Source organism: Kitasatospora sp. NPDC101155 (assembly GCF_044768305.1).
Classification (GTDB): domain Bacteria; phylum Actinomycetota; class Actinomycetes; order Streptomycetales; family Streptomycetaceae; genus Kitasatospora.
Map to the genome: position 1 here is coordinate 79,973 of NZ_JBIWPN010000006.1, position 18,841 is coordinate 98,813.

General features: G+C 72.4%; 16 protein-coding genes. 10 read left to right on the forward strand and 6 right to left on the reverse strand.

Annotation, left to right across the window (positions count from 1 at the left end; all coding sequences use genetic code 11):
- The first annotated feature begins 86 nt into the window (after positions 1-86).
- The 5 genes from ACIRYZ_RS11200 to ACIRYZ_RS11220 all read left to right on the forward strand — a co-directional run bounded on the left by ACIRYZ_RS11200 (position 87) and on the right by ACIRYZ_RS11220 (position 5,450).
- Complete coding sequence (locus tag ACIRYZ_RS11200) at positions 87-1,013, forward strand: ABC transporter permease (RefSeq protein ID WP_387629096.1); 927 nt, start codon at positions 87-89, stop codon at positions 1,011-1,013.
- Between the two features lie 76 nt (positions 1,014-1,089).
- Positions 1,090-2,004, forward strand: coding sequence for an ABC transporter permease (locus tag ACIRYZ_RS11205; RefSeq protein WP_402942653.1), 915 nt, complete (start codon positions 1,090-1,092; stop codon positions 2,002-2,004).
- 16 nt (positions 2,005-2,020) lie between these two features.
- Positions 2,021-3,073 carry an ABC transporter ATP-binding protein gene (locus ACIRYZ_RS11210; RefSeq protein ID WP_402942199.1) on the forward strand — a complete coding sequence of 351 codons (1,053 nt, stop codon included), beginning with the start codon at positions 2,021-2,023 and terminating at the stop codon, positions 3,071-3,073.
- Positions 3,063-4,241: an ABC transporter ATP-binding protein gene (locus tag ACIRYZ_RS11215; protein ID WP_402942201.1), complete on the forward strand. Its 1,179-nt coding sequence runs from the start codon at positions 3,063-3,065 to the stop codon at positions 4,239-4,241. The genes ACIRYZ_RS11210 and ACIRYZ_RS11215 overlap by 11 nt, the downstream gene beginning before the upstream one ends.
- Positions 4,242-4,400: 159 nt before the next feature.
- Positions 4,401-5,450, forward strand: coding sequence for an ABC transporter ATP-binding protein (locus tag ACIRYZ_RS11220; RefSeq protein ID WP_402942203.1), 1,050 nt, complete (start codon positions 4,401-4,403; stop codon positions 5,448-5,450).
- Positions 5,451-5,482: 32 nt separating this feature from the next.
- Here ACIRYZ_RS11220 and ACIRYZ_RS11225 read toward each other — a convergent pair whose 3' ends face one another.
- The 5 genes from ACIRYZ_RS11225 to ACIRYZ_RS11245 form a co-directional block, all read right to left on the reverse strand.
- Positions 5,483-7,201 (reverse strand): ABC transporter family substrate-binding protein, encoded by a 1,719-nt coding sequence (locus ACIRYZ_RS11225; protein WP_402942205.1) that lies wholly within the window; start codon positions 7,199-7,201, stop codon positions 5,483-5,485.
- 135 nt (positions 7,202-7,336) lie between these two features.
- Positions 7,337-9,772: a peptidoglycan binding domain-containing protein gene (locus ACIRYZ_RS11230; RefSeq protein WP_402942207.1), complete on the reverse strand. Its 2,436-nt coding sequence runs from the start codon at positions 9,770-9,772 to the stop codon at positions 7,337-7,339.
- Between the two features lie 249 nt (positions 9,773-10,021).
- Positions 10,022-10,477 carry a DUF6113 family protein gene (locus ACIRYZ_RS11235; protein WP_393024729.1) on the reverse strand — a complete coding sequence of 152 codons (456 nt, stop codon included), beginning with the start codon at positions 10,475-10,477 and terminating at the stop codon, positions 10,022-10,024.
- Positions 10,474-11,391 carry an N-acetyl-1-D-myo-inositol-2-amino-2-deoxy-alpha-D-glucopyranoside deacetylase gene (mshB, locus tag ACIRYZ_RS11240; protein ID WP_402942209.1) on the reverse strand — a complete coding sequence of 306 codons (918 nt, stop codon included), beginning with the start codon at positions 11,389-11,391 and terminating at the stop codon, positions 10,474-10,476. The genes ACIRYZ_RS11235 and mshB overlap by 4 nt, the downstream gene beginning before the upstream one ends.
- A 30-nt stretch (positions 11,392-11,421) precedes the next feature.
- Positions 11,422-11,616, reverse strand: coding sequence for a DUF2304 domain-containing protein (locus ACIRYZ_RS11245; protein WP_402942211.1), 195 nt, complete (start codon positions 11,614-11,616; stop codon positions 11,422-11,424).
- Between the two features lie 311 nt (positions 11,617-11,927).
- On the opposite strand from ACIRYZ_RS11245, the gene ACIRYZ_RS11250 reads away from it, so the two are divergent.
- From ACIRYZ_RS11250 to ACIRYZ_RS11270, 5 genes are all read left to right on the forward strand, one after another.
- Positions 11,928-14,081, forward strand: a complete 2,154-nt coding sequence (locus tag ACIRYZ_RS11250) for a prolyl oligopeptidase family serine peptidase (RefSeq protein ID WP_402942213.1) — start codon at positions 11,928-11,930, stop codon at positions 14,079-14,081.
- A 197-nt stretch (positions 14,082-14,278) separates the two neighbouring features.
- Complete coding sequence (locus tag ACIRYZ_RS11255; protein WP_402942215.1) at positions 14,279-15,229, forward strand: ABC transporter ATP-binding protein; 951 nt, start codon at positions 14,279-14,281, stop codon at positions 15,227-15,229.
- A complete protein-coding gene (locus ACIRYZ_RS11260; RefSeq protein ID WP_402942217.1) occupies positions 15,226-15,948 on the forward strand; it encodes an ABC transporter permease in 723 nt (240 codons plus the stop codon). Before ACIRYZ_RS11255 ends, ACIRYZ_RS11260 begins: the two co-directional genes overlap by 4 nt.
- A gap of 8 nt (positions 15,949-15,956) precedes the next feature.
- Positions 15,957-17,240: a sensor histidine kinase gene (locus tag ACIRYZ_RS11265; RefSeq protein ID WP_402942219.1), complete on the forward strand. Its 1,284-nt coding sequence runs from the start codon at positions 15,957-15,959 to the stop codon at positions 17,238-17,240.
- A 51-nt stretch (positions 17,241-17,291) separates the two neighbouring features.
- Positions 17,292-17,642: a hypothetical protein gene (locus tag ACIRYZ_RS11270; RefSeq protein ID WP_402942221.1), complete on the forward strand. Its 351-nt coding sequence runs from the start codon at positions 17,292-17,294 to the stop codon at positions 17,640-17,642.
- Between the two features lie 602 nt (positions 17,643-18,244).
- On the opposite strand, the gene ACIRYZ_RS11275 is transcribed toward ACIRYZ_RS11270, so the two are convergent.
- Positions 18,245-18,742 carry a GNAT family N-acetyltransferase gene (locus ACIRYZ_RS11275; protein ID WP_402942223.1) on the reverse strand — a complete coding sequence of 166 codons (498 nt, stop codon included), beginning with the start codon at positions 18,740-18,742 and terminating at the stop codon, positions 18,245-18,247.
- Positions 18,743-18,841: the final 99 nt, after the last annotated feature.

Sequence of the window (18,841 nt, forward strand, 5' to 3'; positions counted from 1 at the left end):
CCGGCCCCGCCCTCTCCGCGCGGAGGGCGGGGCGCGGTCTCTCGGCCGACCGGCCCGGCCGGCCGGAACGTAGGAAGGAGGCTCGGATGGGCAGTTACGTGCTGCGGCGGGTGCTGCAGATGATTCCGGTGTTCTTCGGCACCACGCTGCTGATCTTCGTGATGGTCTACACGCTGCCGGGTGACCCGGTGGTCGCGCTGTTCGGCGAGAAGGCCGCCGACCCGGCCGTGGTGGCCAGCATCAAGCACAAGTACTTCCTGGACCAGCCGGTCTGGAAGCAGTACCTGCACTACATGGGGAACCTCTTCCAGGGCGACTTCGGCACCAGCTTCACCGGCCGCCCGGTCTCCGACATCATGGCCAACGCCTTCCCGGTCACCATCCGGCTGGCGCTGCTGGCCTTCGTCTTCGAGATGATCCTGGGCCTCGCCCTCGGCCTGGTCTCCGGGCTGAAGCGCGGCAGCATCCAGGACACCCTGGTGCTCGTGCTGACCCTGGTGGTGATCTCGATCCCGGTCTTCGTGCTGGCGTACATCGCGCAGACGGTCTTCGCCACCAACCTCGGCTGGGTCACCCCGACCGTGCAGAACAGCTACGACCTCTCCCAACTCGTCCTGCCTGCCGTGGTGTTGGGCTCACTGTCGCTCGCCTACGTGGCCCGGCTCACCCGGACCTCGATCGGCGAGAACCTGCGGGCCGACTACATGCGCACGGCCGTCGCCAAGGGCCTTCCCCGGCGCACCATCGTCCTGCGCCACCTGCTGCGCAACTCGCTGATCCCGGTGGTCACCTTCCTCGGCACCGACCTCGGCGCGCTGATGGGCGGCGCGATCGTCACCGAGGGCATCTTCAACGTGCAGGGCATCGGCAACGTCCTGTACCGGGCGATCAACACGAAGGAAGGCCCCACCGTGGTCGGCATCGTGACCGTCCTGGTGATCGTCTACCTGGTCGCCAGCCTGCTCGTCGACCTGCTCTACGCGGTCCTGGACCCGAGGATCCGCTATGCCTGACATCCACGACGAGGACTCGTACGAGCCGCACCCCAAGCCCGGCGTCGCGCGCCTCGACTACGCCGGGGAACAGGGCATGGCGGTCGAGCAGGGGACCCTGGTCGAACGGGATGTGGAGAAGCGGGAGGAGGCCCGCAGCCTCTGGGGCGACGCCTGGCGGGACCTGCGCCGGCGGCCGATCTTCCTGATCTCGGCGGTGCTGATCCTGCTGCTCGTCATCATGGCGATCTTCCCCTGGGCCTTCACCGACGCCGACCCGCGCAAGGCCGACCTGGTGCACGACTACCTGCGGCGGCCGGCCTGGGGCGACATCTTCGGAACCGGCTGGTTCGGCTACGATGCGCAGGGCCGATCCATCTACGCCCGGGTCATCTACGGCGCCCGCGCCTCGATCACCGTCGGCATCTTCGTGACCGCCACGGTCACCGTGCTCGGCGGGCTGACCGGCATGGTCGCCGGGTACTTCGGCGGCGGCGTGGACGCGGTGATCTCCCGGATCACCGACATCTTCTTCGGCATCCCGCTGCTGCTCGGTTCGCTGGTGCTGCTGAACGCCTTCTCCACCCGCACGGTGTGGAGCGTGGTCATCGCGCTGGGCGTGCTCGGCTGGACCCAGATCGCCCGCGTCATGCGCGGCGCGGTGCTGACCGTCAAGCAGGCCGACTACGTGGTGGCCGGCCGGGCGCTCGGCGCCGGGACCGGACGGCTGATGTTCCGGCACATCCTGCCGAACGCGATCGCCCCGGTGATCGTGGTCGCCACCATCGCGCTCGGCGGCTACATCGCCACCGAGGCGACGCTGAGCTTCCTCGGCATCGGCCTGCAGGACCCGACCATCTCCTGGGGCATCGACATCTCCTCCGCCCAGAAGGTGATCCGCACGGCGCCGTACGTGCTGTTCTTCCCGGCCGCGGCGCTGTCCGTCACCGTGCTGGCCTTCATCATGCTGGGCGACGCGGTGCGCGACGCCCTCGACCCGAAGCTTCGCTGAGCGAGGGGAGCGCATCGTGACCACAGCTGTGCACAGCACCGAACACGAGCGGGAAACGCCGTACGAGGGGCCGCTGCTCGACGTACGGGACCTGCACGTCGAGTTCGTCACCCGGGACGGCGTGGCCAGGGCCGTCAACGGGGTCAACTACAGCGTCCGGGCCGGGGAGACGCTGGCGGTACTGGGCGAGTCCGGCTCCGGCAAGTCGGTGACCGCACAGGCGATCATGGGCATCCTGGACATGCCGCCGGCCCGGATCCCGCGCGGCGAGATCCGCTTCCGCGGCCGGGACATGCTGAAGATGGGCAAGGACGAGCGGCGGAGGATCCGCGGCCGGAAGATCGCGATGATCTTCCAGGATGCGCTGTCCGCCCTCAACCCGGTGCTCAGCGTGGGCTTCCAGCTCGGCGAGATGTTCCGGGCCCACCAGGGGGCCTCGCGGGCGGAGGCCAGGGCGAAGGCCGTCGAGCTGATGGAGCGGGTGCGCATCCCGGCGGCCAAGCAGCGGGTGAACGACTACCCGCACCAGTTCTCCGGCGGCATGCGCCAGCGCATCATGATCGCCATGGCGCTGGCCCTGGAGCCGGACCTGATCATCGCGGACGAGCCGACCACCGCGCTGGACGTGACCGTCCAGGCCCAGGTGATGGACCTGCTGGCCGAACTCCAGGCCGAGTTCCACATGGGCCTGATCCTGATCACCCACGACCTGGGCGTGGTCGCCGACGTCGCGGACAAGATCGCGGTGATGTACGCGGGCCGGATCGTCGAGACCGCGCCGGTGCACGAGCTGTACGCGCGCCCGGCCCACCCGTACACCCGGGGCCTGCTGGACTCCATCCCGCGGCTGGACCAGAAGGGCCAGGAGCTCTACGCGATCAAGGGCCTGCCGCCCAACCTGCTGCGGATCCCCAGGGGCTGCGCCTTCAACCCGCGCTGCCCCCGGGCACAGGACATCTGCCGGGCCGAGGTGCCGGAGCTGTTCCCGGTCGCCGAGGAGGACGGCAGGCCGCTGGAGGGGCGCGGCAGCGCCTGCTTCTTCTGGAAGGAGACCCTCCATGACCGTTGACGGAGCCGGCGCCGGCAGGGCCGCTGCCAACGGGTCCAGCGCGCTGGGCGCGGTGGTGCCGGAGGAGGTCGCGTTCAACCAGGACATTCCGCGCGGCGAGCCGATCCTCGAAGTCCGGGACCTGGTCAAGCACTTCCCGCTCACCAAGGGCGTGCTGTTCAAGCGGCAGGTCGGCGCGGTCAAGGCCGTCGACGGGGTCAGCTTCGACCTGATGCAGGGTGAGACGCTCGGCATCGTCGGCGAGTCCGGCTGCGGGAAGTCCACGCTGGCCAAGGTGCTGATGAACCTGGAGCCGGCCACCGGCGGCTCGGTCCGGTACAAGGGGGAGGAGATCTCCCGGCTGTCCGGGTCCGCGCTGAAGGCCGTCCGGCGCAACATCCAGATGGTGTTCCAGGACCCGTACACCTCGCTGAACCCGCGCATGACGGTCGGCGACATCATCGGGGAGCCCTTCGAGATCCACCCCGAGGTGGCGCCCAAGGGCGACCGCCGCAAGGCCGTCCAGGACCTGCTGGACGTGGTCGGGCTCAACCCCGAGTACATCAACCGCTACCCGCACCAGTTCTCCGGCGGTCAGCGCCAGCGCATCGGCATCGCCCGGGGATTGGCACTCAAGCCGGAGATCATCATCTGCGACGAGCCGGTCTCGGCGCTGGACGTGTCGGTGCAGGCGCAGGTGATCAACCTGCTGGAGCAGCTGCAGGGCGAGTTCAACCTGTCGTACATGTTCATCGCGCACGACCTCTCCATCGTCCGGCACATCTCCGACCGGGTCGGCGTGATGTACCTGGGGAAGATGGTCGAGATCGGCACCGACGCGGAGATCTACGACCACGCGACCCACCCGTACACCCAGGCGCTGCTGTCGGCCGTGCCGGTGCCGGACCCGACGGCGCGCGAGTCGCGGGACCGGATCGTGCTCACCGGGGACGTGCCCTCGCCGGCCAACCCGCCGTCCGGCTGCCGCTTCCGGACCCGCTGCTGGAAGGCACAGGAGCGCTGCGCGGTGGAGGTCCCGCTGCTCGCCTCGCCGAGCTGGCTGCAGGGCGCGGCCTTTCACGACTCGGCTTGTCACTTCGCGGCGGAGCGCGAGATCGAGCAGAGTGCGGCGGAGCGCGAGATCGGGCCGAGCGCGCCGGAGCGCGAGATCGGGCCGAGCGGCGACTGACCGCGCCGTCCCCAGGGCGCGTCCTCGGCGCGGGGGCGCGCCCCGTGCCATGCCGTGATGGAACCGAGATCTGCCGTGCCCTCCCCAAGTGCGCGTCGGTCATTGATAGTTGCTAGGCGCCTATCGGTGGTCGCTGCTGCGCTGAGGAGGGCTGCTCACATGGACGCGGTGGAGGTGATCGGCGGCGGCCGGTCGAGCCTGGAGCCCGGGACCCCGTTGCTGGAGGTCGAGGACCTGCACATCGAGTTCCACACCCAGGACGGCGTCGCCAGGGCCGTCAACGGGGTGAGTTACTCGGTGTCGGCGGGGGAGACGCTGGCGGTGCTGGGGGAGTCCGGCTCCGGCAAGTCGGTGACCGCGCAGGCGGTCATGGGCATCCTGGACATGCCGCCGGGGAAGATCACCTCGGGGCGGATCCTGTTCCGGGGTGAGGACCTGCTGACCATGAACCCCAAGGCCCGGCGGGCCGTCCGGGGTCAGCGGATCGCGATGATCTTCCAGGACGCGCTGTCCGCCCTCAACCCGGTGCTCAGCGTGGGCTACCAGCTGGGCGAGATGTTCCGGGTGCACCAGGGGCTCTCCCGCAAGGAGGCCCGGGAGAGGGCCGTCGAGCTGATGGAGCGGGTGCGCATACCTGCCGCCCGGCAGCGGGTCGGTGACTTCCCGCACCAGTTCTCGGGCGGCATGCGCCAGCGCATCATGATCGCCATGGCACTCTCCCTGGAGCCCGACCTGATCATCGCGGACGAGCCGACCACCGCGCTGGACGTCACGGTGCAGGCCCAGGTGATGGAGCTGCTGGCCGACCTCCAGGCCGAGTTCAACATGGGCCTGATCCTGATCACCCACGACCTGGGCGTGGTCGCCGACGTCGCGGACAAGATCGCGGTGATGTACGCGGGCCGGATCGTCGAGACCGCGCCGGTGCACGAGCTGTACGCGCGCCCGGCCCACCCGTACACCCGGGGCCTGCTGGACTCCATCCCGCGGCTGGACCAGAAGGGCCAGGACCTGCACGCCATCAAGGGCCTGCCGCCCAGCCTGCTGCGGATCCCGCAGGGCTGCGCGTTCAACCCGCGCTGCGACCGGGTGCAGGACCGCTGCCTGGCCGAACTCCCGCCGCTGGTGCCGGTGGTGGACGAGGAGGGCGCCGAGCTGCCGGGCCGGCGCAGCGCCTGCCACTACTGGCGGGAGACGCTGCACGGCTGAGCCCCTTCGGGCCAACCGGGCGTCGGGCGGCCCTACTTGGTGAATCCGACGTTCTCCCAGACGATGTCGGACAGCCCCTGCGCCCCGATGTTGGCGAGGTCGGCGCGAGCACCGTACAGCTGCGGCCGCTGGTAGAGCGGCAGTACGCCGGCCACCTTCCAGAGCTCGCCGTCGGCCTGGTTGATCGCCTCGGAGGCGGTGCCGGCGTCGGTCGCGGCGGCGGCCCGGTCGAGCGCGGCGTCCGCGGCCGCGCTGCCGGCGCCGACGTGGTTGGCGCCGCCGTTCTGCGCGAAGCCGGCCCGGCTGCCGCTGGCCGGGAACGGGGTGCCGATCAGGGCGTAGGCGGCCAGGTCGAAGTCGTTGCGGTTGACGTACTTGTCGAAGAACTCGTTGGCGGCGGCGGTCACCGTGGTGACCTTGATCCCGACGTCCTTGAGCATCTTGGTGACGCCGACGGCCTCGTTCTGGGCCACCGCGACCCCGGCCGGGACGATCATCCGCAGGTTCAGCTCGCGGCCGTCCTTCTTCCGGACGTCGCCGTCGAGCTTCCAGCCGGCCGCGTCCAGCTTGCGGGCGGCGTCGGCGGGGTCGAAGCGGGACAGACCGAGGGAGTTGTCGCGGTAGCCGTTCTGGTTGGCGACCAGCAGGTGGTTGTTGAGCGGGACGCCGGGCCAGTCCAGGCCGTTGAGGTCGGAGCGGATCAGGGCGTCCCGGTTGATCGCCTGGAACACGGCCTGGCGGACGGACGGGTCGCCGAGCGCCGGGGTGCGGGCGTTCAGGGTGATCTGCCGGAAGTCCGGCCCGCCGGCCCGGCGCACGGCGGCGCCCTTGGTGTTCTTGATGACCTGGTAGCCGGCCAGGTCCGGGCCGTTGTTGAAGAGGTCGATCCCGCCCTTGGCGAAGGCAGCGCCCATCGCGTCGGGCAGCATGGCGTGGAAGACGATCTTGTCCAGCATCGGCTTGTCGCCCCACCAGGTGCGGTCGGCGACCAGGGTGACGGTCTGCGCGGCCGGGTCCAGGCGGTCGACCTTGAACGGGCCGGCGGTGAGCGGGATCGCGTCCAGGTAGGCCGAGTTGAACAGCTCCGGGGTGGAGACCTTGGCGGCCGGCAGCAGCGGGGCGTTGGCGGCGCCGTTGAACATCGACTGCCACTCGGAGAACGGCTGGTCGAAGGTCATCACGGCCTGGAAGTCGTCCTTGCCGCGCTCGACCGAGGAGACCAGCTCGAAGCCGGTGCTGCTGGAGGGCCGGTAGGCCGGGTTCCGGCCGTTCAGGGCGCGCCAGTTGGCCTCGATGTCACGCCAGGTGATCGGGGTGCCGTCGGACCAGTGGGCCTTGGGGTTGAGCGTCCAGGTGACCACCTGTCGGCCGTCCTTGAAGTCGGCGTGCGCCTCCTGCAGGTAGGCCGGGTTGACGGTCTGGGTGCCGGCCGCGTCCGAGCGGAAGAAGGTCGGCAGCAGCGGCTTGGTGACGGCGATGGTCGAGGACTCGCTGCCGTCGGCGTGGATCGGCGACCACTGGTGGGAGAACTGGGTGATCGCCAGGTTCAGGGTGCCGCCCTGGCGCAGCTCGGAGCGGTCGTGCTGATTGATGTCGATCGAGGTGAGCTTGGGGACCCCGGCGGCGCTCGGCATCGCGTCCGCGCCCGCGTCGCCTTGCCCGGAGGAGCAGGAGCAGAGCGCGAGCGAGAGGGTCAGGACGGTGAGGCCGGCGAGCAGTGCCGTCCGGTGGTGCTGGAGGCGGCTGCTCATCGGCGTGGCTCCCGGGGTCGCTGTGGCGGAAGGTGTGGCGTCACATCTTGCTGACCGGGAGGGGGAGTTGTCGAGGGGCGGGACCATCTGCCGGTACTGCGGCAGCGGGCCCGCCCCTCGTTCGTGTCCGGTCCGTCAGGCGACGGTGAACTTGAAGGTGCGGTCCTTGTCGCCGGTCTTGTCGAACAGCGAGGTGACGGCGTCCGCTACGTCCTGCGGGGTGATCGTGCCGGTCTGGCCGTTCTTCTTGACCTTCACCTTGTCGAACACGCCGTTCAGCTGCGAGCTCAGCGCGTCGAGGTCCCACTTGGGCGCGATCTTGCCGGAGGCGTCCGGGACCAGCGTGAGCGCCTTGGCGGCGGTCTTGGCGCCGAATTCCCAGGGCTTGGCGCCGGCCACAATGTGGATCTTGCCGTTGGTGACCTGCTTGCCGAGACCGTCGGCCGCGGCCTGCAGGGCCTGGGTGGAGACCTTGGGCTGGGCGGCCGTGACGGCCAGCGCGATCGGCTGGTCCGGCTTGCCGGCGGCGCGGTCGCGGTAGGCCTGCTCGACCACGTCCAGGGCGGCGTTGGAGTCCACCGCCTGGCCGGCCTTGCCGGGCACCACGACCGGGTCGCCGTTGTCGCCGAACTTGACGTAGCCCTCCTGCAGGCCCTGGCCCGAGCCGGCCGCCAGCGAGTCCAGTGCCGCCTTGAGCTTGGCCCGGTCGACCCGGACCTCCGGCGCGACCGCCTTGGTGCCGCCCTTGAGCGACTTGATGACGTCGACCGGGTTGTAGCTGTGCGCGGCGAGGCCGTCCACGGTGGCAGTGGTGTCGAAGCTCAGCCCGGCGACGGTCGGGTCGAGGTCGACGCTCTGGTCGCCGATCTTCAGCTTGAGCGGCTGCTGCCCGGCCTTGCCGACCGACTCGTCCAGGGCGTGGATCGCCTGGTCACGGCTGTTGCCGCCGATGTCGGTGCCGAGTACCACGGTGCCCTTGGGGACGTCCGACTCGTTGAGCATCAGGCCGGTGCCGTACGCGGCGGCGCCGAGGAAGAGCACGCCGCCGACGGCGTAGACGCCGAGCTTGACCAGCTTCTTGGCGCCGCCTCCCTTGGCCTTGCCCTTGTCCTTGCCCTTGGCGGGGGCGGCCGGCTCGGCCTTGGCCGGAGCCGGGGCGGGGTTCGGTGCGGGGACGGGCTGCGCGGCCGGACCGGGCGGAACCGGGCCGTCGGGACCGCCCGGAGCGGGCCGGGCCGCCTCCGGGCCCGGGCCGGGAGCCGGGGTCGGCAGCGGGGTGAACTCGGTGGACTCCGGGTCGCGGCCGGCCTGCGGGGAGCCGCCGGGGGCGGGCTGCGGTGCGCCCGGGAACAGCCCGCCGGGGGCCGCCGGGGGGCCGAAGGGGTCCTGGCCGGGGGCGGCCGGACGCTGGGTGGCGAACGGGTCGGCGCCGGTCGGGGCCGAGGCGAACAGGCCCGGCTGCGGACGGCCGTCGGCGGCGCGCGGGGCGCCGTTCTGGGGCAGGCCGGGTATGGCGGCCGGCGGCGGGGTGTTCTCGCGGATCGGCGCGAAGCCGTCCACGGAGGTGTCCTCCGGGCCGGGCTCGGCGGGGGCCGGGCCCTGCGGACGGCCGTTCAGACCCGGCGCGCCCTGCGGGCCGTTCTGCTGCCGCCGCTTCGGCCGACCACCGTTCGGCTGGACCCCGTTCGGCTGCGGGGCCGGCTGCTGGGCCTGCTGCTGGGGGCGGCCGCCGCGCGGGCCGCGCGGACCGGCCTCGGGGCCGGTCGGGCGGGTCGGGCGGGTCGGGCCGAACGGGTCGGCGACCGGGGCGAACGGGTCGGCGACGGGGGCGAAGGGCTCGGCGGCCTCGTACACCCCGGGCTCCTCGGCCGGCACCTCGGCGCCGAACGGCGCGGGGGCCTGGTTCGGCGACTTGCCCGGGGCGGGCACCGGGCGGCCGTTCGGGCGGGCCGCAGCGGCCGCCGGGGCCGGGCGGGCGCCGTTCGGGGTGCCCTGCGGACGGGCCTCGGCGGCGGTGCCGGCTCCGGCCGGGGCCTCCGGCGCGCTCGGGGCACCGGCCGGCACGGCGGCCGGGGTGGGCTCGGCGGCCGGGGCCTTCTTCTGCCGCGGCCGGAACCACGCGCCGGTGGACTCGGACTCGGAGGTCGCCGGCGGGATCGGCGGGATCTGCCACTCCGGCGGCAGGTGCGGCGGGGTGGCCCCGCGGCCACCGTCCTCCATCACGCCGAGGACGGGCGAGGCGGGCGCGGAGCGGTGCCGCGGGCCGCCCGGCTCGGCGGCGGCCGGGGCCGGCTCGCCCGGGCCGTCCTCGTTCTTGACGGTGCTGCGGACGACGACCGGCGGGATCGGGCGCGAGCCCGGGATGTTGATCCGCACCCGGGTGGTCAGGGTGGTCTCGGTCTTCGGGCCGTCGTCCTCGCCGCCCGACGCGGCGCCCTGGTCGGCACCGGCCGCGGCCCGGTCGCCGCCGGGGAATCCCGGTGTGCCGTAGGGCGGCGTGCCCGACGGGTAGGCGTCCGGACCCGTGCGCCGGGGCGTCGGGTTGGCGTTGTCAGATTCGCGGCTGCTCAATGCTGCTCTGCTCCGGGTTCGCGGGCGGGCCGTGCGGCGCGACCGCGGTTCGTGGTCGCCGGGCCCTGGGCCTGTCTCTGCGACCGACGGTCGGGTTCGACGTACTGCGGGACCACCATACTGGGAAGAACTGAGGGGTGAACGGCTTCGGACAGATCCTGATACGTCCGGTTCCTCCGGTATGAGAGTACGGCCGTGTGGTCCTGACTGCGCGTCGTGCGCGGTGCCGTACGCCGCGCGCGGGCGGGATCAGCGCGGGGGGTTGGGCACCCCCGGGAACCAGCTGCCACGGGTGGGCAGGGTGGCGCAGATCACGCCCAGGACCGATCCGGCGAACAGCCAGGCCAGCGAGGTGGCGTTGGACCACAGCACGTTGTCGCCCTCCGGTCGGGGCACCATCATCAGCAGCATCGCCAGGAACCAGCCGGCCGCGGGCATCGCGGCGCCGAGCCGGGTGCCGGTGATCCGCAGACCGGCGTAGAAGGTCGCGACGCTCGCGGCGAGCGCCAGCAGAACCCCCACCGGCGGCCACAGGGCCTGCACAAAGGATCCGCAGACCGATACCGCGATGCCCAGGAGGAAGAACAGGACATACACCGCGATCCGGACGGCGCGCGGGGGTTGAGGCTCGGCCAGCCGCTCCTTCTGGGTGCCGAGGACGGTCGCCGCGAACGAGCGGCGCGGCGGCGTGGCGGGCGCGGTCATCGGACGCTCCCCTCAGTGGCGTTCTCGGTCTCGGTGTCGTGGTCCAGGCCCGCGAACAGGTCGCGCTCGGGGCGCTCCGGCCCGGCCTGGCCGCGCACCAGCTGGTAGTACTCGGTGGCGAACAGCGGCTGGCCGAGGTCGTTGGAGAGCGCGAAGAAGGCGCCGTCCACGGTGATCTGGGTGGCGTGCGCGGCCATCGCGGCGGCCTTGCGCCCCGCGTACCCGGCGCCGTCCAGCGCGGTGGTGACGGCCTCGTCGGCCACCACCCCGGGCACGTCGGCGGGCTGGGCGACGCCCGGGAACGGCGCCTTGACGGCGGTTTCGGCGAGCCCGGCCTCGATCACCGAGCGGGGCATCCGGTTCCAGTACACCTTGGCGATCCGCCAGGCACTGCCCAGCTCAGGGCGGTGCGCCGGGTCGGCGGCCAGCTCGTACGCGCGCATCGCGACCCGGTGCGCCTGGATGTGGTCCGGGTGCCCGTAGCCGCCGTTCTCGTCGTAGGTGACCAGCACCTGCGGCCGCACCTCGCGGATCACCGTGACCAGGTGGCCGGCCGCCTCGTCCACGTCGGCCCGCCAGAAGCAGCCGGGGACGTCGTTGTCGGGCACGCCCATCATCCCGGAGTCGCGGTAGTGCCCCGGGCCGCCGAGGAAGCGGAAGTCGGTGACGCCGAGGGCGCGCATCGCCTCGGTCAGCTCGCCGATCCGGTACGCGCCGAGGGTGTCGTCCCGATCGGCCGTCAGATGGGCCAGCTCGGGCGGGATGACCTCGCCGCCCTCGCCGAGGGTGCAGGTCACCAGCGTCACCCGGGCGCCCTCGGCGGCGTACCGGGCCATGGTGGCGCCGTTGCCGATCGATTCGTCGTCGGGGTGGGCGTGCACCAGGAGGAGGCTGCGGCCGGTAGTCGCGGTCATGGGAGGAAGCCTAACGACCGCGGCTACGGGTCAGAGCTTCAGGCCGTTGAGCATGCTGGCGAGGTTGGTGGTGACCTGGGTGATCGACGGGGCGATCGAGCTGGAGGCCAGGTAGAAGCCGAGCAGCGCGCAGACGACGGCGTGCGTCGGCTTCAGGTCGGAGCGGCGGACCAGCACCACCACGATCGTCAGCATCAGCGCGACTGCGGAGATGTTCATGGCCATGTCGGCTCATCCCCCTTCTCGGGTGCCGACCCCTGGGGAGGGCCGGCGGTGGGACCGTACGGGAATCGGGGCCGGGTGACCGGGGCCGGGACGGACCCGACGATCACTCGCCCGACCAGTCATACCCGATGGGTAAGGGGAGCATTACATTCGGTGAGTCCGTGCACGCCGGGGCGTCGGGGCACTCGTGCGGCGCGTGGGCCGGTCGGAGGGGGTTTGGAGCTCTTTGGGGGGTACTTCGCGACGATGCTCCGAACGAGTGATCACCAGTCACCCTGTCGTGGGAGTCCGCCGTCGTAGGGTCTGGTGCCATGACCTCCCACACCCCTGCGGACACCTTCCCCCGGCAGTACGCGCGGACCCTGCGCTACACCGTCGGCGCGCCCCGCTCCTTCTCCGTCGCACCGGACGGCTCGCGGGTCGTCTTCCTGCGCTCACGCTCCGGCAGAGACCGGGCCAACCTGCTCTGGACCCTCGACACCGCCACCGGCGAGGAGCGGATCGCCGCCGACCCGGCCGTCCTGCTCGGCGGCGGCGAGGAGGACCTCTCGCCGGCCGAGAAGGCCCGCCGCGAGCGCAGCCGCGAGGGCTCGGCCGGCGTCGTCGGCTACGCCCTGGACGCGGACGGGAAGCTCGCCGCCTTCGCCCTGTCCGGCCGGCTGTTCACCGCCGACCTGGCCACCGGCGCCACCGCCGAACTGCCCGCCCGGGGCCCGCTGCTGGACCCGCGGCTCTCCCCGGACGGCGCGCACGTCGCCTACGCCAACACCACCGGCGAGCTGCGGCTGACCCGTACCGACGGCAGCGGCGACCGGGCGCTCGCCGAGCCGGACGGCCCCAACGTCACCTGGGGTCAGGCCGAGTTCATCGCGCAGGAGGAGATGGACCGCGACCGCGGCTTCTGGTGGTCCCCGGAGAGCGACCGGCTGCTGGTCGAGCGCGCCGACGACAGCCCGGTGCGCCGCTGGTGGATCGCCGACCCGGCCAACCCGGACCGCGAGCCCGCCGAGGTCGCCTACCCTGCGGCCGGCACCGCCAACGCCGAGGTCGGCCTCTGGGTGCTCGACCTGCACGGCGGGCGCACCGAGGTGTCCTGGGACCGCGAGGCCTTCCCGTACCTGGCCCGGGTGCACTGGTCCAAGGGCGGGGTGCCGCTGCTGCTGGTCGAGTCCCGCGACCAGCGCGCGCAGCGGATCCTCGGCCTGGACGTGGTCACCGGCGCCACCGACCTGCTGTTCGAGGAGCGCGACGAGGCCTGGCTGGAGGCCTTCCCGGGCGTCCCGGCCTGGACCCCGGACGGCAAGCTGGTCCGGATCTCCGACGAGGGAGGAGCGCGCGCGCTGGTGGTCGGCGACCAGGCCGTCACCGGGGCCGACCTGCACATCAGGTCGGTCGTCACCGTGACCGAGGAGGAGGTGTTCTTCACCGCCTCCGGCGGCGCCGAGGAGACCGACCCCGAGCCCGGCTGGATCGCCGTCGGCCGGATCAGCCACGACGGCAAGCGGCTCGCGTGGGAGTCCTCCAACGGCCGTCCGTTCACCTCCGTCACCAGCGCGGTGCACGCCGGCGGCATCACGGTCCGGGCCACCGCCGAGCCCGACCTGCCGGGCTCCCTGGTGCAGGTCGCCCGCGACCTGCCGGAGGGCGTGGTGGTCGACGACGTCGCGGTCATCGCCTCCTACGCCGAGACCCCGGTCATCACCGCCCGCCCGGTCTTCCGCTTCGCCGGCGAGCGCCGCATCCCGGCCGCCGTCTTCCTGCCCACCGGCTACGACCGCGAGCACGACGGCCTGCTGCCCGTCCTGATGGACCCGTACGGCGGCCCGCACGGCCAGCGCGTCGTCCAGGCCCACAACCCGCACCTCAACTCGCAGTGGTTCGCCGACCAGGGCTTCGCGGTGGTCGTCGCCGACGGTCGCGGCACCCCCGGGCGCGGTCCGGCCTGGGAGAAGTCCATCGCCTTCGACTTCGCCGGGGCCACCCTGGACGACCAGGTGGACGCGCTCCAGGCGCTCGCCGGGGAGTTCCCGCTCGACCTCGACCGGGTCGCCATCCGCGGCTGGTCGTACGGCGGCTACCTCTCCGCGCTCGCCGTGCTGCGCCGCCCGGACGTGTTCCACGCGGCGGTCGCCGGGGCGCCGGTCACCGACTGGGAGCTGTACGACACCCACTACACCGAGCGCTACCTGGGCCACCCGGCCGAGCGGCCCGACGTGTACGAGGCGAACTCGCTGAACGGCTACGCGGCCGGGCTGGAGCGGCCGCTGATGATCATCCACGGTCTCGCGGACGACAACGTGGTGGCCGCCCACACCCTGCGGCTCTCCTCGGCGCTGCTGGCCGCCGGCCGCCCGCACACCGTGCTGCCGCTGTCAGGTGTCACCCACATGACCCCGCAGGAGGAGGTCGCGGAGAACCTGCTGCTGCTCCAGGTCGACTTCGTGAAGCGCGCGCTGGGCCTGTAGAACCCCCTGGCCAGCCTGTTCGCGGCCGGTACCCGGTAGTGCCCCATTGGGGTGATGGGGGTACCGGCCGTCGGCATGACATCCGTCATACCGAAAGCACGACGGCCGACACTGCCGCCGGCACCCGCCCGCGCGGGACTCTGAGGTGGTGCGGACAGCGCCGCACAGGACACCCGTCAGGGGAGAGGAGCCGGGCGATGGTTACCGAGGTGGCCGCCTTCCGCGGCGTCGGCAAGAGCTACGGGCGGGTCCGCGCCGTGGACGGGCTGGATCTGGTGCTGCGGCCGGGCGAGACCGTCGCCCTGCTCGGCCCGAACGGCGCCGGGAAGTCCACCAGCCTGGACCTGCTGCTCGGCCTGCGCGAGCCCGACCAGGGCAGCGTGACGCTGTTCGGTGGCACCCCGCGGGAGGCGATCGCGGCCGGCCGGGTCGGCGCGATGCTGCAGAGCGGCGGGCTGATGACCGACGTCAAGGTCCGCGAGCTGGTCGAGCTCGCCTGCAAGGTGCACCCGAGCGGTCGGTCGGTCACGGGGGTACTGACCGACGCCGGGATCACCGAGATCGCCGACCGCCGGGTCGACAAGCTGTCCGGCGGCCAGGAGCAGCGGGTCCGCTTCGCCCTGGCGATCGCGGGCGACAACGACCTGATCGTGCTCGACGAGCCCACCACCGGCATGGACGTCAGCGTCCGGCAGGGGTTCTGGGCGAGCATGCGGGCACAGGCCGACGCCGGGCGCACGGTGCTGTTCGCCACCCACTACCTGGAGGAGGCCGACTCGATCGCCGACCGCGTCCTGGTGCTGCACCGGGGCAGGCTGATCGTCGACGGCAGCTCCGCGGAGATCAAGGCGCGCGCCGGGGCGCGCCGGATCGCCTTCGAACTCCACGACACGGACGGCGAGTTCGAGGAGGCCGTGCTGCGCTCCCTGCCGGGCGTGCAGTCGCTGGACGTCACCGCCCGCGTCCCGGGGGTGCGGACGGTGCGGATCCGCACCGCGGACGCCGACGCGAGCGTGGCCGGGATCTACCGGGCGGGCCTGTACCCGCGCGGGCTGGAGGTCGCCGGCCTGGGCCTGGAGCAGGCCTTCCTGACCATCACGGGCGAGCTGGACCGCGAGGCCGACGCCGAGAAGGAGAGCGTGCGATGACCACCCTGATCAAGCTGGAGGTCCTGCGGACCCTCCGCAACCGGCGCTACCTGCTCTTCACCATCGCCTACCCGGCGCTGATGTACTTCTTCTTCATCCACGCCTACAGCTCCGACAAGCTGGCCGGCGGCCTGCCGGTGAAGACCTACTTCATGGTCTCGATGGCCACCTTCGGCGCGGTCGGCGCGGTGCTCTCCGGCAGCGCGCAGCGGATCTCGCTGGAGCGCAAGAGCGGCTGGACGCGCCAGCTGCGGCTGACCGCGCTGCCGGGCCGGGCGTACACCCTCGGCAAGATCGGCGCGAGCGCGGTGACCACGCTGCCGGCGATCCTGGTGGTCTTCGCGGTCGGCGCGACCCAGGGCGTCTCGCTGAGCGCGACGCAGTGGATCGGGCTGGCGGCCGCGCTGTGGCTGGGCAGCTTCGTCTTCGCCGCGCTCGGGGTGGCGCTCGGCTACGCGGCGGCGCCGGACTCGGTGCAGACCATCGTGATGATCACGTACATGCTGATGTCGCTCTTCGGCGGCACCTGGTTCCCGGTGAGCGGCTCGCTGGAGAAGTACGCCCGGTTCAACCCGGTGTACCTGTACAACAAGCTGGCCGCCTTCACCCAGCCCGGGCACTCCCTGGACACGGTCGCCGTCGCCGGGCTGGCTGCCTTCCTCGTGGTGTTCGTCACCGCCGCCGCCGCGCTGTACCGGCGTGACACCCGCCAGGCATGATGATCTCCATGGATGACACGCGTCAGGCCCGCCCTTCCGACGCCCACATGCAGGTGGGCCTGGCACGTGCGTCGTTCATGAATGTCCCCGGCTCCCCCGTGGAGACCAGGCGCCAGCTGCTGGTCAAGGTCGCCTGGATGCTGCTGTGGATGCTCTACCTGGCCTACCCGGCGGGCAACCTGCTGAACGGGGACCACAGCCCGGCCGGGCGGGTGCTCGGCTGGTGCTGCCTGGCGGGGTTCGTGGCCGCCTACGTCCTGCTGGTGATCTTCCGCTCGCAGGCCGAGATGAGGCTCCGGGCCTGTCAGGCGATCGTCGCGGCGATGATCGTGCTCGCGGTCGCCGCCTCCTTCGTCCTCGGCACCGCCTTTCTGACCCTGTTCATCTACGCCGCAGTGTGCGTCGCGATCATCACACCGGCGCGCTACGTGCTGCGCGCGCTCGGCGGCATGGCCGCGCTCACCGCCGGGGTCGGCCTGCTCACCCACGCCGACACGGACAACATCACGACCTTCGCCCTCACCGCCTTCCTCTCCGGCGTCGCGATGGCCGGCCTGCAGCGGCTGGTCGCCACCATGAAGGAGCTGCGCGAGGCCCGGGCGGCCGTCGCCCACCTGGCCGCCTCCGAGGAGCGGCTGCGGCTCGCCCGCGACCTGCACGACCTGCTCGGGCACTCGCTCTCGCTGATCACCCTGAAGAGCGAGCTGGCCGGCCGGTTCATGGACGCCGGCAAGGACGAGGCGGCGCGGGCGCAGGTCGCCGACATCGAGCAGGTCGCCCGACAGTCGCTGATCGACGTGCGCGAGGCGGTCACCGGCTTCCGCCGCCCGACCCTGCCGGTCGAGCTGGCCGCCGCCCGGACCGCCCTGTCCGCCGCGCAGGTCCGGCTGGAGGTCGCGCCGGAGCTGGTGGACGCCTGGCCGTCGCTGGCCACCGAGGAGGCGGGCGCGCTGGCCTGGGCGCTGCGCGAGGCCGTCACCAACATCGTCCGGCACGGCGAGGGCGCCACCGTCTGCACCGTGACGGCGGACGAGAGCTGGGAGGCGAGCGGCGAGCGCTACGCCGTCCTGGAGATCGCCGACGACGGGCGCGGGCCGGGCAAGTCCCAGGCGGGCAACGGGCTCTCCGGGCTGGAGGAGCGCCTCGCGCTGGTCGGCGGGCGGCTGGAGACCGGGCCGGGGGAGCGCGGGAAGGGCTTCCGGCTGCGGGCCTCGGTGCCGCTGCGGACGACGGCCGCGCCGTCCGAGCCCTCCGAACCCTCCGCGCCTTCCGCGCCCTCCAAGGCCCGCTAGCCGGACGGCAGTCGGGGAACCCGACCGGGTGGACTGATCGTTCTGTTGGGCATGTCCACCGTCCTCATCCTCGGTTTCGACCCGCACACCGTCCCCGGCATGGACGGCGACGGCATGCGGGCCGTCCTCGACGCCGAACTCGACCGCTTCGCCGACCACGGCCTCGACGCGGCGATGACCCTGGTCGCCCCCGACGGGACCGCCGAGCCCGCGATCACCGCTGCCCTCACCGACCGGGACTGGGACGTCGTGGTCATCGGCGGCGGCATCCGCAAGCCGGAGCCGGCGCTGCCGTTCTTCGAACTCGTCGTCAACCTCGTCCACCGCCACGCCCCGCAGGCCGCCATCGCCTTCAACACCAGCGGCGCCGACAGCGTCGAGGCCGCCCAGCGCTGGCTGTAACCCCTGGTAGGACGTGGCTTCGTCGCACTGGTGCGTGCCATGGAGAACCGGAGTAGCCGCCCGGTGCGGTGTGGGAAGTCGGCCCGGCCGACTTCCCACTGCGCTCAGCTCCCGCACTCCCACCGCTCGCCGAGGCGGCGGTACCACCAGGGGCCCGGCCCGAGGCGGTCGGCGAAGGGATCGGGAAGGGTACGGCGGAGGTAGGCCGCATCCATGGGGAGCAGGAGCCGGACGAGTTCGCCGCGCGGCCGTGGCGGAAGAGCTCCCAGCACCTCGTCCAGAACGTCGCGGGCGTGCCGTACGTCGTCGAACGAGCAGCCGCGGCAGGTGCAGTGAAGCGCCCTCGGATAGCGCGGGCGGGTGCCGGGAGGGCTCAGGAACTGCCGGTACCGCCGCAGGGCTCTTTCGGTCGCGCCTGGAAACACGTAGTACGACCTGTCCAGGTGCTCGTATCGATGGACGGCGAGGCCGGTCGAGGTCGAGAGCCCGTGAATCCGGACCGGCGGGGCGGTCTCCCAACGGCGGGCGGGATCAGGGTGCGCGCGCAGCGCGCCGGGCCGCTTACGCGGCATCGGCCTTTCGGTAGATCGTCATAGCCGCCATCATGCCGGCCCCGGCCGGTCCAGGTCGCGGTGATAACGCAGGGCGGGGCGGTCACCGAGGAGGATCTCTCCGGTGACCGCGAACCCGTTGTGGGTGAGAACGGCCTGGGAGGCCGGGTTGTCCAGGGTGGTGGCGGCGTTCAGCGCGTGCAGGCCGTACGCGGTGGCGGCGAGGCGGCAGGCCTCGGCGACGGCGGCCTTCGCGAGGCCTCGGCCGGCCGCCGACTCGGCGATGCGGTAGCCGAGGTCGGCGGTGCCGCCCGAGAGGTCCACCAGGTTGATCCGGCCGATCAGAGCGCCGTCGGCGTCCAGGATGACGTGGAACCGGCAGGTGCCCTCGGCCTGTTCGGCGAGGAGGGCGGCGTGGCGGGCCGGGAACTCGGCGAAGTAGGCGTCGCCCCGGTCGGGGACGGTGCGGGCGAACCAGGCCCGGTTGGCGCGTTCGAAGGCGAGCAGGGCGTCGGCGTGGTCGGGGCGGAGGAGCTCCAGGGTCGGCATCCGGCCAGTCTGCTGCGCAGGGCCTCGGTGAACCACCCGAATACCGGGCGGTCCACCTCGGCGTCTCCCCCCTACAGGGAACTCAAGCCTCCCTCTAAG